General features: G+C 64.7%; 15 protein-coding genes. 8 read left to right on the forward strand and 7 right to left on the reverse strand.

The window, feature by feature from the left end:
* Nucleotides 1-132: 132 nt before the first annotated feature.
* Genes ABIC78_RS02485 through ABIC78_RS02495 form a run of 3 tightly spaced genes read left to right on the forward strand, consistent with a single transcriptional unit; the run spans nt 133 to nt 2,566 of the window.
* On the forward strand, nt 133-531 hold the full coding sequence (locus ABIC78_RS02485; protein WP_354487626.1) for a c-type cytochrome: 399 nt from the start codon (nt 133-135) through the stop codon (nt 529-531).
* Nucleotides 528-1,019, forward strand: a complete 492-nt coding sequence (locus ABIC78_RS02490) for a hypothetical protein (RefSeq protein WP_309805227.1) — start codon at nt 528-530, stop codon at nt 1,017-1,019. Before ABIC78_RS02485 ends, ABIC78_RS02490 begins: the two co-directional genes overlap by 4 nt.
* The gene (locus ABIC78_RS02495) at nt 1,016-2,566 is read left to right on the forward strand and encodes an FAD-binding oxidoreductase (protein ID WP_354487628.1); all 1,551 of its coding nucleotides are present in this window, start codon (nt 1,016-1,018) and stop codon (nt 2,564-2,566) included. The genes ABIC78_RS02490 and ABIC78_RS02495 overlap by 4 nt, the downstream gene beginning before the upstream one ends.
* A 36-nt stretch (nt 2,567-2,602) precedes the next feature.
* Here the strand turns inward: ABIC78_RS02495 and ABIC78_RS02500 are convergent, their stop codons facing one another.
* From ABIC78_RS02500 to ABIC78_RS02530, 7 genes are all read right to left on the reverse strand, one after another.
* Complete coding sequence (locus ABIC78_RS02500; RefSeq protein ID WP_171795846.1) at nt 2,603-3,259, reverse strand: FadR/GntR family transcriptional regulator; 657 nt, start codon at nt 3,257-3,259, stop codon at nt 2,603-2,605.
* Nucleotides 3,260-3,364: 105 nt separating this feature from the next.
* On the reverse strand, nt 3,365-4,834 hold the full coding sequence (locus ABIC78_RS02505; RefSeq protein WP_354487631.1) for an NAD-dependent succinate-semialdehyde dehydrogenase: 1,470 nt from the start codon (nt 4,832-4,834) through the stop codon (nt 3,365-3,367).
* A gap of 11 nt (nt 4,835-4,845) precedes the next feature.
* Nucleotides 4,846-5,856 carry a dihydrodipicolinate synthase family protein gene (locus ABIC78_RS02510; protein WP_354487633.1) on the reverse strand — a complete coding sequence of 337 codons (1,011 nt, stop codon included), beginning with the start codon at nt 5,854-5,856 and terminating at the stop codon, nt 4,846-4,848.
* Nucleotides 5,857-5,860: 4 nt separating this feature from the next.
* The gene (locus tag ABIC78_RS02515) at nt 5,861-6,856 is read right to left on the reverse strand and encodes an ornithine cyclodeaminase family protein (protein WP_169049070.1); all 996 of its coding nucleotides are present in this window, start codon (nt 6,854-6,856) and stop codon (nt 5,861-5,863) included.
* Between the two features lie 153 nt (nt 6,857-7,009).
* Nucleotides 7,010-7,966, reverse strand: a complete 957-nt coding sequence (locus ABIC78_RS02520) for a LysR family transcriptional regulator (RefSeq protein WP_354487636.1) — start codon at nt 7,964-7,966, stop codon at nt 7,010-7,012.
* A gap of 79 nt (nt 7,967-8,045) precedes the next feature.
* Entirely contained in the window at nt 8,046-9,167 is a 1,122-nt protein-coding gene (locus ABIC78_RS02525; RefSeq protein WP_354487638.1) for an FAD-dependent monooxygenase, read from the reverse strand.
* A gap of 117 nt (nt 9,168-9,284) precedes the next feature.
* Nucleotides 9,285-11,738 (reverse strand): TonB-dependent receptor, encoded by a 2,454-nt coding sequence (locus tag ABIC78_RS02530; RefSeq protein ID WP_354487640.1) that lies wholly within the window; start codon nt 11,736-11,738, stop codon nt 9,285-9,287.
* A gap of 38 nt (nt 11,739-11,776) precedes the next feature.
* On the opposite strand from ABIC78_RS02530, the gene ABIC78_RS02535 reads away from it, so the two are divergent.
* The 5 genes from ABIC78_RS02535 (at nt 11,777) to ABIC78_RS02555 (ending at nt 15,121) form a co-directional block, all read left to right on the forward strand.
* Nucleotides 11,777-12,037: a hypothetical protein gene (locus ABIC78_RS02535; RefSeq protein ID WP_354487642.1), complete on the forward strand. Its 261-nt coding sequence runs from the start codon at nt 11,777-11,779 to the stop codon at nt 12,035-12,037.
* Nucleotides 12,038-12,136: 99 nt separating this feature from the next.
* Nucleotides 12,137-12,877 carry an EthD domain-containing protein gene (locus ABIC78_RS02540; protein WP_354487644.1) on the forward strand — a complete coding sequence of 247 codons (741 nt, stop codon included), beginning with the start codon at nt 12,137-12,139 and terminating at the stop codon, nt 12,875-12,877.
* Nucleotides 12,878-13,042: 165 nt separating this feature from the next.
* On the forward strand, nt 13,043-13,576 hold the full coding sequence (locus ABIC78_RS02545) for a sigma-70 family RNA polymerase sigma factor (protein ID WP_354487646.1): 534 nt from the start codon (nt 13,043-13,045) through the stop codon (nt 13,574-13,576).
* Nucleotides 13,563-14,273 carry an anti-sigma factor gene (locus tag ABIC78_RS02550; RefSeq protein WP_354487648.1) on the forward strand — a complete coding sequence of 237 codons (711 nt, stop codon included), beginning with the start codon at nt 13,563-13,565 and terminating at the stop codon, nt 14,271-14,273. Before ABIC78_RS02545 ends, ABIC78_RS02550 begins: the two co-directional genes overlap by 14 nt.
* Before the next feature lie 287 nt (nt 14,274-14,560).
* Nucleotides 14,561-15,121 carry a fasciclin domain-containing protein gene (locus tag ABIC78_RS02555; protein ID WP_022675877.1) on the forward strand — a complete coding sequence of 187 codons (561 nt, stop codon included), beginning with the start codon at nt 14,561-14,563 and terminating at the stop codon, nt 15,119-15,121.
* Nucleotides 15,122-15,248 lie beyond the last annotated feature (127 nt).

Raw genomic sequence — 15,248 nt, forward strand, 5'->3', positions numbered from 1 at the left:
ATAGCGCGACCTCACGCATAGTCATTCGACCTCGCATGCGGCGCAGCGTTATGACGCCGCAACAACGAGATCGCGCCGCGCCTGCATCACCGGAGCGCTGGCCGAAATACCATCCGATGGGGGAGGCCAAGCATGAAAGAGACCCGCACCCGCCTTCGCCCTGCGCGGCGGCGGCTGCCCATGGCGCGCATGCTGGCGCTGATTGGGACACCGGCCTGGGCTGCCGCTGGCCTGGTCTTGTTCGGTGCGCCCGGCAACAGCCAGGTTCCCGCGCCCGCTGATCGCGGCGTTCCGGTCGTCTCCGCCCTGGTCCGCACAGGCGATCCGGTGGGCGTGCAGGTCTACGCGCGCACCTGCGCCTATTGCCACGACCATGGGGTTGGCCCGGCCATCACGCACCGTGGGCTGGATCCCGCCGTGGTGCGCCTGATGGTGCGGCATGGCGGGCTTGCCATGCCGGCATTCCGGCCGACCGAAATCAGCGATGCAGAACTTGCCGCCGTCTCGGCCATGCTGGAGCAAAGCAAGTGACCCTTCCGCTTGGCCGCCGCGCCTTTCTCGCTACCACCGGCGCGGCCATGGCAGCAGCCAGCACTAGCGCACTGGCCATGGCCGCCCCGCCCACGCCAGGCTTGTTGCTCCTTACCGACGCACCTGCGGCGCAGGCCTGGCTGCAATCGCTTGCCAGCGCCTTTGCCCAGCAGGCCGGCAGCCCGGCCGAAATCGTGGTGGCAACGCAGCCCGAGACCATGATGACGCTGATCGCCGATCGGCTGGCGCGGCCGCGCGGTGCGTTTCTCAGCCTTCTCGCCAGTTCCTCGCACCTGCTGGTGCAAGTGGCCCTGCGTGATTCCGGGGCGCACCAGTACCTGGAACTGGAACGGGCGGCCGATCTCCTCCAGGCGCCCCAGGCTGCACTTCCCCTGCACAGGGCGTTGGGTTTCGCGCCGCAACTGCCCACACCTGCAACGCTCGCCGGCCGCTCGCTGTTGGCAGGCGCAATGGAGATTTCGCGATGACCGTCGTTTCCCCCAGGCCGGTCCTTCCTCCCGGGCACGATCGCCGCAGCTTCATGGCCGGCATCGCCGAGTTCCGGAAGGCGATCGGCGAGGACAATGTGTTCGTCGAAGAAGAACGCCTGGCGCCCTACAACAAGATCATGATCCCCGGCGAGGATGCAGACCATGCGCCCTCGGCAGCGATCGCCCCGGCATCGGTTCCCGAAATCCAGGCCATTCTGGCGATCTGCAACCGCCACCGGATTCCGGTCTGGCCGGTCTCCACCGGCAAGAACTTCGGCTATGGCACCGCCGCGCCGGCCATGCGCGGCACGGTTGTGCTCGATCTCAGGCGGTTTAACCGCATCATCGAGGTCGATGGCGAACTGGGCACCGCCTTGGTCGAACCGGGCGTGACCTATCGCGCGCTGCTCGATCATCTCAAGGCGCAAGACCTGCCCTATTGGATCGACGTGCCCGCCCCCGGCCCGATCGTCGGCCCTGTGGGCCAGATCCTTGAACGCGGCATCGGCTATACCCCCTATGGCGATCATTTCGCCCACGCCTGTGGCATGGAAGTCGTCCTTGCCAATGGTGATATCCTGCGGACCGGCATGGGCTCGATCGCGGGCGCCAAAAGCTGGCAGACCAACCGCTATGGCTATGGTCCCTATCTCGACGGGATTTTCAGCCAATCGAACTTTGGCGTGGTTACCAAGATGGGCCTGGGCCTGATGCCGCGGCCCGAGGTTTACAAGCCGTTCCTGGTCTCGTTCCCCAACCACGGCGATCTGCCCCGCGCGGTAGAGATTGCCCGTGACCTGAGCTTGCGCGGGGTGATCCGCAACACACCAGTCGTGGGTCACGTGCTCTACATGATCGCGATGAAAGCCCGGCGCGCCGACGTCTTTCCCGGCGAAGGCTCTGTCACCGACGAATGGATCACGCAATTCACGCGGGATCATCATCTCGGCATCTGGGTGATGCAGGCCGCGCTCTATGGCTCGGCAGCGCAGGTCGCTGCAGACTGGGCGCTGATAGAGCAGGCCTATGCCAAGAGCGGCGCGATGCTGCTGACAGACCGCGAATTGGGCGACGAGCCCACCTGGCAGCATGCCAAGCGGCTGATGGCCGGCGAACTCGATCTCGACGAATTCGGGCTCTACAACTGGCGCGGCGGCGGCGGATCGGCCTGGTTCGCGCCGGTTGCCCGCGCCACCGGTGCCGACGCAACCGCGATCATCACGCTGGGCAAGCAGATCCTTGCCGAGTTCGGCTTCGATTACCTTGGCGGCTTCATGGTGCAGCAGCGCAACATGATCGCGGTGATGGACCTGCTGTTCGACAGGTCTTCGCCCGATGAACGCAAGCGCGCCCACGATTGCTTTGCCCGCCTGATGAGCGAGTTCGGCAAGCGCGGCTATGGCATCTATCGCACCAACATTGCCTTCATGGACGCGGCCGCAGCCCTGCAGGGTCCGGTGCGGATGAACGTCAACCGCACGCTGAAGCGCGCGCTCGATCCCAACGGCATCATCGCCCCGGGCAAGTCAGGCATCCATCTCTGAACACATCGATCGTTGCGCTGGGGGGCGTATCGCCCCTCAGCGCAAACCGAACAGCTTGCCACGCAGCTGGAACAGGTGCTCGCGCATCAAGGTCTCGGCGCCAACAGGGTCGTGCCGGCGGATCGCGTCGACCACTTGGGCGTGCTCGCTGTCGGTATCCGCCTTGGGTCCTGGCTCGGCGCCAAACACCTGGTCGATGCGGCTATCGAGCGTGAACTTCATTTGCGTGCGCAGCGTGTCATACAGCGTGAGCAGCAGATTGTTGCGGGTCGCCTGCGCGATGGCGCGGTGCAACCGCTCGTCCAGTCGCTTCCAGTGGAGCATGGATGGGGCGAGCTTCATCTCCGCAAGGCAGGCGTCCATCTCTGCCACGTCCTCCGGGGTGCTGTGAATGGCGGCCAGCGCGGCGAGTTGCGGCTCGAGCGCGGTTCGTGCCTGAAGGATATCGTCGACGCTGAACGAGACGGCAACGGGATTGCTGTCGATCAGCTTGCGCGGGCCAACAAAGGTGCCCTTGCCAACATGGCGCCAGATCTCGCCTTCACTTTCCAACCGCTTGAGCAAGGTACGCAACCGCCCGCGCGAGATGCCGAGTTCGTCGCTAAGCTTCGGCTCGGGCGGCAAGCGATCTTCGCCGCGCTCCACCGTCTGGTCGAGAAGGGCCCTGAGACGGACCAGATCGTCCTTGATCACCCTGCACTCCCCATCGCTGTCGCTGCTTTCGCCACGCCTCTCCCATGCGGTATGCGCCCGTGCCGATCAATAGCACGGGCGCGGGAAAGGCGCGGGCGGCAGCTGTCAAATCCCGCCCAGGGCCACGTACTTGGTTTCGAGGTATTCCTCGATACCGACCTGGGAGCCCTCGCGCCCGAGCCCCGATGCCTTGACCCCGCCGAACGGGGCCACCTCGGTAGAGATCAGGCCTTCGTTGACGCCGACCATCCCGAATTCCAGCCCTTCGACCACGCGGAAGATCCGCCCGGCATCGCGCGCACAGACATAGGCGGCAAGACCGAACGGGGTATCGTTGGCGAGGGCAATCGCCTGTTCCTCGGTTTCAAAGCGGAACACCGGCGCTACCGGGCCAAAGGTTTCCTCGCCAAAGATCTGCGCATCGTGCGGCACATTCACCAGGACCGTCGGCTCGAAGAAATTGCCGCCCAGCGCGTGGCGCCGGCCACCCGCCGCCACGCTGGCGCCCTTGGCCACCGCATCGGCGATATGCTCCTCCACCTTGGCGAGCGCGGCCGCGTCGATCAGCGGGCCGATCGCCGCATCCGGCTGGGTGCCTTCCGCCACCTTGAGCTTGGCGGTCTCCTCCGCCAGACGCCGGGCGAACGCATCGTGGACGCCGGCCTGGACCAGAAAGCGGTTCGCGCCGATGCACGATTGGCCACTGTTGCGATACTTGGCGACCAGCGCCGCCTTGACCGCCACGTCCAGGTCGGCATCGTCGAACACGATGAACGGCGCATTCCCGCCCAGTTCCATGCTGGTGCGCTTGATGGTCGGCGCGCATTGTTGCAGCAGCAACGCGCCGATCTCGGTCGATCCGGTGAACGACAGCTTGCGCACGGTGGGGTTGGCAGTGATCTCGCCCCCGATTGCCCCGGCAGACCCGGTCACCACGTTGCACACACCCTTGGGCAGTCCCGCGCGCTCGGCCAGCACGGCCAGCGCCAGCGTGGTCAACGGGGTCTGGCTGGCGGGCTTGATCACCCCGGTGCAGCCTGCGGCCCAGCCTGGCCCGGCCTTACGCGTCAACATCGCCGCGGGGAAATTCCACGGCGTGATGGCGGCAAACACGCCCACCGGCGCCTTTTGCACCAGAATACGGCGGCCCTGCATGTTCTGCGGAATGATCGCGCCGTTGACGCGCTTCGCCTCTTCCGAAAACCACTCGATAAAGCTGGCGGCATAGAGCACCTCGCCGCGCCCCTCACTCAGCGGTTTGCCTTGCTCGGACGTAATCAGCAGAGCAAGATCATCGATATTCTCGATCATCAGGTCGAACAGGTTACGCAGGATGGCGCCGCGTTCCTTGGCCAGCAGACCCCGCCAGGCCGGCAGGGCCGATGCAGCGGCCGCGATGGCACGGCGCGTTTCCTGCGCGCCAGCCTTGGGCACGCGGGCGATGAGCGCGTCGGTCGCCGGATTGCGCACATCGAACGTTGCGCCATCGTCGGCCTGCACCCATTCGCCGTCGATCAGCATCGCCTGCCGAAGCAGCGACGGGTCGTTCAGCGCAAGCGGGGTCGGTTGTTCCATGGTTACGCCTTTCAGCAGGGGTTGCGGCCGATGAAGAACAGCTCGTCGGCATCGGTAGTCGGATTGAGGCCAGCGACTTCCTGCCCACGGCGCAGTGCGGTCATGTCGCGCTGGTAAACCCGCGCCGTGGGATGGCGCAGCGGGCCACCGTTATAGCCCTGCAACCAGGCTTCATACTTCCACATCATGCGGTTGATCAGGCCATTCCCAGCCTGGGGAACCCCGGCAAACGCACGACGCGCAGGATCGACACGGTGAAATTCGGCCGTCGCCTCGTCAAAGCGCTTTTCGCGGATAAGCTGAAACACCTTGGGCAGCCAGGGCCCGAAATAGGCCGAGAAGTTGGTGCCGCAAAACGGCACGTCGATCAGTTGGGCCAGCGGCACGAACTCATGCTCAAGCGGATAGGAGATCACCACTTCGTTGCCGAACGCGCGCTGCGCCTCGATCGCGCCCATGATGAACGGCGCCCCACCCTCGGCCTTGATCGACACCACGTTGGGGCAATCGTCGACCAGGCGGCGCAGCAGTTCGATCGGCATGTCGGTCGGGCTCAGGCGCGAAAAACCCCAGGTCGGGATCGGGAAGAGCATGACCGCCAGGTCGGTCGCATCACAGAACGCCTTGGTATAGGCATAGATATCGTCGAGCGACTTGGGGAAGAAATAGGGCGGATAGCCCAGCAGGATCAGCTCTGCCCCCGCGGCCTGGGCCAGCTTTGCCGCCGCAATGTTGTCCTCCAGCGTGTTGAACACGGCGTGGTGGACCACGAAGATCCGCCCGGCGGACTGCTCTACCATCACTTCGACAAAGCGCTGGTATTCGGCCATGGTCACGGCCACTTCCGAACAGGCCAGCGTGCCGACAAAGCCATGCGCAATGGTCGTCTCGATATCGTGGCGCGCGGCCTTTTCATTCAGGCCGGCAAAGTCGTTGGTCATCGTCGGGATGGTGACGTTGGCAACGCCAAGCATCTTTTCGCGCGCCCAGGCGCGGGCTTCGCTCTTGGTGTAGCTGGGCATGATCTCACTTCCCCTTGTTAACGGGTTGAATAGGAGCCGGAATTTCGGTGCCAAGGCCCAGTGCCCGCGCGCGTTCGACGCACATGGCGGCAACGGTCAGGTCCTGGATCGCCGCGCCGACCGACTTGTAGAGCATGATCTGATCGGGTGACGTGCGCCCGGGGCGGGCGCCCGACACGACGGCCGACAGGCTGGCGAGCTTGTCGGCAAAGGCAACGCCGGCAGCGCTCGCCGCGATCATGTCGCCCGTGTCGTGCGCCACTTCCTCGACCATGTCGGCCACGATCAGATCGGCCCGTTCGATAGCTTCGGGATCGAGTTCGCGCTGTTCCGGCAGGGTCGATCCGATCGACACCACGGTCATCCCCGGACGCAGCCAGGCGCCGCGCAAGGTCGGGCTTTCATCGCGCGAACGCGCAGCGCAGATCACCAGGTCGGCCGATTGCACCGCCTCCTGCGCGCTGTGGGCCGCTGTTACGGCAACGCCCTTGTCTGCCAGGGCCGCGCAAAAGGCAGCGCGGCTGCTTTCGCGCGGACTGAAAACCTCCACCGCCCCGATCGGGCCGGAGTGCGCCAGTGCTTCAAGATGGGTGCGTGCTTCGAAGCCCGATCCGATCACGGCAACCCGGGGCTGCGGCTTATCGAGTAGCTCGCGCGCGGCCAGCGCCGATGTCGCCGCCGTCCGCAGACCGGTGATCGAGGCAGCGTCCATCAGCGCCTCAAGCGCCATCGTCGCGCCGTCGAACAGCGGGATCAGGTAAGAGGCGCAGGCATTGCGCGGTGACGCGGCGATCATCTTGGCCCCCAGGTACTTCTGCCCCGGCATCACCCCAGACAGCGTGCGCAGCCACAGGCCCTGTCCACGGGCCATCGAGCGTGGGGGAAACTGCGCATCGGTTACATCCACGCCATAAGCGTCACGCAGCGCCGCAATGGCCGCAGCCCAGTCAAAGGCGGCCCCCACGTCAGCATCGGTCAGGATCAAGGTTTTGAGGCTCACGCACGACTCCTGCTAAGATGCACCGGGCTGAATTGCCATTTTGGGTGCGCTAATTACATCAATGAAACGTGTCAATTTATAAATTGATTCGAAAGAGGTCAGCCAAGGTCGTGCGCCGCCGCACACCGTCCCCATGTTGTAATTTTCGCGATATCAGCCCGACGCGGTGCGTCCGGCGCTGCTTGCGGCAAGGTGCGCCTTGGCAGGATCGCGCGACGCCATCACCCGGATGCGTTCCACCAGCCAGTTCAATGCCAGGTCGTTGCCGCTGGCGACATGCCATTGCAGCATCTCGCGGATGGGCGGCATCACGAAGGGCAACTCACGCAGCACGATCGCTTCGCTTCGCGCCATCTGCTCGGCCAGCCGGCGCATCACTGTCGCCACCCGCCTGGTGCCGACCACCAGTTTGGGAAGCACCAGAAACGTCGGCGCAACCACCTCCACCCGGCGCGCCAGCTTCATCCGCGACATGAAGCTGTCCTCGAAAGCCGGCACCCGCATGCGCCCGAAGCGGGCGACGGCGTGGCCCACATCAAAGTAGGACTGGCGCGTGATCTCGCTGTGCATGAAGGGATTTTCGTCCCAGCCAATCATCACGTGATCGTCCTCGAACAGCAGGCAACTGGGATGATCAGGGCTCAGCGCATAGTCGAGCGAGACGAGGAGATCGGCCTGCTGCCGCTCGATCACCTCGTGCGGGGCATCATGCAGGGGGAGAATGTCCACCCGCATGTTGGGCGCCGATGTTTCGAGATCGCACAGCACGTCGGCCAGCAGGACCTGCGTGACATAGTCCGAGCCCACGACCTTGATCTGGCGGTCGCAGGTCAACGGGTTAAATTCAGGAGCGACCGTGATCGTGTTGCGGATCTGCTCAAGCACGGCGCGGACTGGCTCGCGCAGTTCCTCGCCACGCACGGTCAGGGTCATCTGGCGGCCACGCACCACCATGAGCTCATCGCCGAAATAGTCGCGCAGCCGCGCCAGGGAACTGGAGGCGGCAGACTGGGACAGGCACAGGCGCTCTGCCGCCAGCGTCACGCTACGTTCGGTGAGCAGGGCATCGAGCGCCACGAGCAGGTTAAGATCGAGCCGCTCGAACCGCATAGAACATCTCCCGGTCGTTTTTCATCATTTTGCGCCAAGCCTACTAACGCGTCGCGCCTTGCCGAACCACCTCCCCTGTTCAGATCGGCTCCGCCAGCGCGGCAACAGCGGCCCCAAACACCTGCGTCTGCTCTGCAGACGGGGCGCGGTCGATCTCCATCTGGCCCAGCCGCACGCTGGTTTGCACCACCAGCCGGCTGCGTTCCCAGCGGCGCTCTGCAAAAGCGTGCCACCCGGCCGCAACGCTGTCCGCCGCAAGCATTTCGTGCGCCAGAACCAACCCGTCTTCCACCGCCAGACCGGCGCCCGATGCAAGATGGGGCGTGGTCGCGTGCGCGGCATCGCCGATCAGGCCGACCCGGCCCACGGCCCAGGGGCGCGGCAGCAGCATCGCCTCGAGCGGGCGATAGTTGAACGCGCTGTCGGGCCCCAGATCGTCGCGCACAGTGGCGATCACGCCGCCAAAGCCAGCCAGAATCTCGCGCAGCATCGCGATCCCTTCCTCGGCACCCACCCGCGGGTTGCCGGGCATCGGGGTATTGCAGAACAGGTACATCTTGTCGGCCGAGCATGGCGTCACGCCGGCCTTGCGGTCTGGGCCGTAATACATGCGGCCACTGTCCAGCCACGCCGGCCGATCGGCCAGCACGCGCCAGCACCCCTGCCCGGTGAATTGCGGGCGCGGTGCATCGGGAAACAGCAGCCCGCGCATGGCAGAAAACGCGCCATCGGCCCCCACCACCAGGTCATAGCGCCCGTTCGACCCATCGGTGAACACCACGTCCACGCCATCGGCATCCTGCGTGAACGATGCCACCGTCACCCCCAGCCGCACATCGGTGCCCACTGCGCGGGTGCGGCTCGACATGATGTTGTGCAGCACCGGACGCAAGATGCCACCGGCGGCCGGAAGGTCGGCGGCCAGCGGCGGCATCGCGTGCTCGGCAATCAGATCACCGGCCTGGGTATAGAGCCCGACCTTCTTGGAAAAGGCCGCAGCCGTGCTCACTTCGTCCAGCAGGTCGAGCGCCTTGAACGCGCGCAGCGTGGGCCCGGTGATGGTGATGCCAGCGCCCAGCACCTTCCACTGCGGATCGATATCCACCAGATCGACCACGATGCCGTGCTGGGCAAAGGCAATCGCGGTGGCCATGCCGCCAACGCCGCCACCGACGACAAGGGTTTTCAATTGCTTGGGCATAGTACGTTCCTTGTCGGGAGGCTGCAGTCTATTCAGAAAGTCTTGATGCCCGGCGCTGCCAAGCGTGGTTTGCCATCCGGGCGCCGGGAAAGGATCGCCCTTCCCCGGCTTTGAGCTTTAGAACTTCACCGATGCGCGCGCGCCATAGGTGCGGGGCGGCGCATAGGACGTGGCGATCACACCGCCGACGTTGTTGTTGTATTGCGTCAGGATGCGGACGTTGTTGTCGGTCAGATTGCGGACCCACGCCGTCAGTTGCCAGCGCTGGTCCTGTGGGCCGAACGCGATCGAGGCATCAGCGGTGAAATCGTCGCCGGAGTTGTGCTGGGCGAGATATTCAAAGCCGATCACCCGGTTGGAGCGATAGAGGCCATCGAGCGACAGTTGCAGGGTGTAATCACCCAGCGGGACATCCTGGCGAATGCCGCCATTCAGCGACCAGCGCGGGGAGTTGAGCCCCGGCTTGCCGCTGCAGTCAATCGTGTAGACCGGCAGGCCACCCTCGGTGCCGGGGGCGTAGGGGCACCCTACCGCCGGCGGCAGCGAGGTGCCGCCACGCGGCACGTTGTAGGTGAACTGGTCCAGTGTGTTGTCGACATACTGAACGTCACCCAAAAGCAGCGTGGTCGGCGTCGCCTTGAACTGGAAATCGATGTCCACGCCCTTGATCGTCGACTTGCCGACGTTGGTGGTGAAATAGGTCGTCAGGCCATCGCTGCCGAAGCCGAAGTGTGAAACCTGCTGGTTGCGGTACTTCCACAGGAACGCCTCGACGTTGATTTGCAGGCGATTGCCCATGAGCCGGTTCTTGATGCCGGCGGTATAGGCATCGATGAATTCCGGCGCATAGGTTTCACGCCCCGTGGCCAGGGCAAAGCCGCCAGAACGATAGCCGGTCTCGTAGCTGAGATAGGCCAGGGATTGCGGCCCGACATCGTATTCTGCGGCCAGGCGATAGGTGAAGCGGTTGTTGTTGAGCGGCTTGTTCACCGCAACCGGAGCATAAGTCAGGATGTTGCCGGCATTGCCAAACGGACGCACATCACCCGGCGCAGTGGGGAAACCCGCCGGCAATTGCGACGCAGGGATCTGGGCGGCGATATCTGCCAGCGTCAGGCCGGTCGGCACCGATGGGCCGCCAAAGCAGCCATTCCCGGCGGGCGGCGGCGCGTTGGTGCACAGGTCCAGCAGGGTATTGGCCAGGCCATCGATGCGCTTTTCGTCACGCGTATAGCGTCCACCGGCAACCAGGCGGAAATGGTCCGTGGCATGGAATACCAGCCGCCCAAACCCGGCATAGGACTTGGTGCCGATGGTGTAGCTCTGGATGGAACTCACCAGATACTGGTTGTAAGTGCTGTTGCCCTGGACGTTTTCGTCATAGAAAAATCCGCCGATCAGCCATTCGACCGGGCCGATCGGCTTGCCCGCAAGCCGCACTTCGGCACTGAACTGATGGCTGCTTTCCTTGGTTCGTGCCCCGCGGAAACTGGGCGCCCCGTTGAACAGGTCGTCCAGGGTCGATTTGCGATAGGCCAGCAGTGTTGTCACCTTGCCAATGCTGGTGTCGAGGTTGGCTTCGCCTTCAACGCCCCAGTTGGTATCGTTGATGAACGGCTTGTCGAGCGGGGCAGGAGAGATGAACGACCCGCCAATCACGGTGTTTGCAAAAAATGCGCTGGCCTTGGGAGACAGCAGGCCCGACCACGCGCCCAGATTTGCAGGAACATACGTGTAATTGGCCGGCGCATTGGCCGAAGCCGGTGCACCCGGCGTGAAATTCAGAAGGCCATCATACGTGGCGCCCACGCCCATGCCGCCGTTGTGCGCCCAGTCCGCCGCCAACCGGAGCGACACTGCCGCGCTGGGCTGCGTCAGGATCTGCGCACGCAGGGCCTGCGACTTGGTATTGCCCGTGCCATCGGAATAGTAGCCCTTGCTGTCAACGACCTTGCCCGCCAGCCGGACCGCCGTGTTGTCGCCCACCGGCACGTTGATCATGGCATCGCCGTCGATGGCATTGAAGTTGCCATAGCCCAGCGAGGCCGCGCCCATCAGCTTGCCGATCACCGGCTTGGCGGGAAGCACATTGACCGCGCCGCCAGTCGCATTGCGGCCGTACAGCGTGCCTTGCGGGCCCTTGAGCACTTCGATCCGCTCAAGGTCGAAAAATGCGCTGCCGGTCGACGTCGGGCGGCCGATGTAGACACCGTCATAGTTAAAGGCGACAGCCGGATCGCTGTAGGCATTGTTCGTGAAATTGCCCACGCCGCGCACGAAATAGCTGGTGGTCGCGCCGCCACCCTGGGCAACGGTCAGCGAAGGCGCCACGGAATTGAGAGTGGCCGCGCTGTTAACGCCCGCCTTTGTCAACGCTTCTGCCGTAACCACGCTGATCGCGATCGCGGCCTTTTGCGCGCTCTCCGCCTTGCGCTGCGCGGTCACGACGATTTCCTCGAGCCCGACAGTGCCAGATTGCTGGCCCGCCTCATCGGCATGCGAGACCTGCGGCATCGCGGCCATGGCCATCATCGCCAGCGCTGAAGCACCCGAACGAATGCCCTGCTTCATGTTTTCCTCCCTCTCCGTGACTGTTTTTGGCTTTTATCGTGCTCGGGCTGCCCCCGATGCGCATGTCATTGTTCCGCCATTTGCAAACGCCTGTCATTTATGCTGTCGCACGCGGCGCGCCGCGCCCGCTGCGCCTGAGCGGCCCGACCGGCTTCCTGCTCACCCGCGTTTTTCCTGACATTGTGCCGGCAAACCTAGTCAGCATCGCAGGCGGCGAAAAACGAAAGATACGCATAGCGCATTATCGATGCCATCAATGTGTGTATAAACACGAACCAATCTTCGTATTGATGGAATAAATACGGACCTATCGCCGCTAGCGGCTTTACTCCCGAGGCCGGCATGGCAAGTTCGGGCCCGGCGCCAAGCGGCGAAATGCCACTTCAAGGGAGAGTAGGATGCTCAAGATCGTTGCCGCCGTCCGGCGCAAGCCGGGCATGACGCATACCGAATACCTCGCCTATATCGAGCAGGTCCACGGCAAGCTGGCAACGGACAACCCCTTGCAACTCCACCGCTATGTCCAGAACCATGCGTTCGACGGGGCCTATGGGTCAGGCGATCGGCCCGATCATGTCGGCGTTTTCCATCGCGACAGCGTGACCGAACTCTACTTCACCAGCCCCCAGGCCATGGCGGAAACCTTTTCGGCCGAATACAACCGAACCGTGATTGCGCCGGACGGTGCGCACTTTGCCGAATTGCCGACCAACCAGGCCTTGCTGACCATCGAAACCGTACTGGTCCCGCCGCCGGCTGCCCCGGCCGCGAACATGGTGAAGATCATGATGCTGCTGACTTGCGCCGAAGGCGTGGTCGCGGCCGAAGCCCAAGCAGGATGGCAGGCCGCGCACGAAGCCGGGCTGGCTGCTGCCCCCGCCTTTGCCACGGCGATCTGTGGGCTGACGCGTTCCGACCCGCAGGACAGCGGGCCAGGCGCGGCGATGGCGGCCCATTTTGGCGGGGGAGATCAGCCACCGCTGGCCCTGCTCGTATCGATCTGGGCGCCGGAAGACGCGCTGGCCAATTTCCGCCGCTACGAACGCAGCGTGCTGGCCAGCGGGCTGTTCCACCGCGATTACAGCTATTTCCTGTTCACCCGCGAGGTGGAAATTCTGGCGCCGCGAATGGATCAATAGGCGCGATCCGATCGGCCACCGGGCAAATGCGGGCGGGAACTTGGCGCGCGAATGCGATCGCCGCCCCCTCCCTGTTTGCCACGGTTGCGTCCACTGCCATTCAACGGCTAGACCAGCGGTCCTATGCCGCCCTCCCCCGCACCAGATGCTCTGCCGCGTTCCGAATTGGTCGCCCTTCTGCTGGCTGCGGCGGAAGGCGACGAGCCGAGCTTCTCGGAACTCTATCGCCGCACCAGCGCGAAACTATTCGGCGTGGTCCTGCGTATCTGCCCTGATCGGGGGATCGCGGAGGACGTATTGGTTGATGTCTACCTGACCATCTGGCGCCGTGCCGGCGCGTTCGATCCGGGCCGGGCCAGCCCGATCACCTGGATGGCGACGATTGCGCGCAACCGGGCGATCGACGCCGTGCGCCGCCAGCCGCGTGCTGCGCCAGTCGCGATCGACATGGTCCCCGAGATGGCCGACTGTGCCACGCTGGCAGAAGCCGCCCTGATCGAAGCGGAAGGCGATGCCCGCCTGCACCTGTGCATCGAGCGGTTGGGCGAGCCGCAGTCTGGCGCCATCCGCGCGGCCTTTTTCCACGGGCTGACCTATGCGCAACTGGCAACCACCATGGCCGTGCCGCTGGGCACGATGAAAAGCTGGATCCGGCGGAGTCTTGCCCGGCTGAAGGAGTGCCTCCATGCCGAGGACTGATCCCGTGCTGTCCGAAGAGGATGTGGTGCTGGCTGGCGAGCTGGCGCTCGGCGTGCTGGAAGGCGATGCCTTGGCCGCCGCCCGGCGCAGGCTGATTGCCGAACCGGCGTTTGCCCGCGAAGTGGAACTGTGGCGCGATCACTTTGCCGCGGTTTCCGTGCGCGGGCCTGCCGTAGAGCCTCCAGCCGCCTTGGCCGGCCGCGTGCAGCAGGCCCTTCGCGCGCAGGGCGGCGGCACTCTGGCAAGCCTGTCGCAACGAGCAGTGGCGCGCTGGCGCGCTGCTGCCGTCGGGTTTGGCGCGCTGGGCCTTGGCGCGGCGGCTGCGCTGGCCCTGGTATTGCTTCGTCCCGCCACCGTCGACAATGCAACCGGCGATGGGGTCCTGGTGGCTGCGCTCGATGTCCCTACGGCGCATGCCACGCTGCTGGCACGGATTAAGCCCGGACGGCTGCATGTCACCGGCGCGCTGCCCATTCCTGACCAGCATGACGCGCAGGCGTGGGTGATCGATGCTTCGGGCACGCCGCGTTCGCTCGGCGTGTTGCAGCGAACGGGCGGCCAGGCACTCGAAACCGTGCCACAACGCGCGCTCGCGCCGGGGCAGACGCTGGCGATCAGCATCGAGCCGATGGGCGGCGCGCCTGGCCCACTGCCGACCGGGCCTGTCGTCGCCACCGGCACTATCGAGACAATCTGAGCGCATGACAGAGGCGAGAGCGCACCGACGGTTGCGCGCCCGCCAGTCTGACAGAAGCGAAACGGGCGCGATCCGGTTCGCAGTGTCGCTGCGCGCGCCATCAGCGCAAAAATCCGCCCTGCCCGAAAAAATTTTTCACCGGGCGTGCATCCAAGCGCCGGGCCCCTTGCGTAGCTGCGGCATCGGCGGGGGCAGGAAGCCATCCACTATCCCTGCACCCGTCGAAATGAATGCAGCATTCGTCCGCATTGCCTGTGGTTGTGCGGAAACCCAAAAGGAACAAGATCATGAAGCTTTTCAAGATCCTCACCACCCTTATTGCTGCCAGCACGCTGCCCATCGGCGCGACCGCTCTCTATGCCGCAGCCGCGCCGGTCACCGTCGGTGGCGCGCCGATGTATCCCACCAAGAACATCATCCAGAACGCGGTCAATTCCAAGGACCACACCACCCTGGTCGCGGCTGTGAAGGCCGCCGGGTTGGTCGATACGCTGCAAGGGCCTGGGCCGTTCACCGTGTTTGCGCCCACCGATGCGGCCTTTGCCAAGCTGCCGGCCGACACCGTGCCCACGTTGCTCAAGCCGGAAAACAAGAACCAACTGACCGCGGTGCTGACCTACCATGTCGTGCCCGGCAAGCTCAGCGCGATGGCGCTGCGCCGGAAGGTGATGCAAGGCCACGGCAAGGCGATGCTCAAGACCGTACAGGGCGAGGATCTGACCGTGACCGCCATGGGCCGCAAGCTGATGATCACCGACAGCAAGGGCGGCATGGCCACCGTCACTATTCCCGACGTCAACCAAAGCAATGGCGTGATCCACGTCATTGACGCCGTTCTGTTGCCCTGAGGGTCGCACACCAGGCGGGCATCACGGGGCGGGGGAAACGTGCGCGTTTCCCCCAAACCCGACAGCACACCGGGGGGCACGAACGCGCGCACCCATCGTACCGAACACAAACACACACACGCCGTAT

Source organism: Novosphingobium sp. 1529 (assembly GCF_040544855.1).
Classification (GTDB): Bacteria; Pseudomonadota; Alphaproteobacteria; order Sphingomonadales; family Sphingomonadaceae; genus Novosphingobium; species Novosphingobium capsulatum.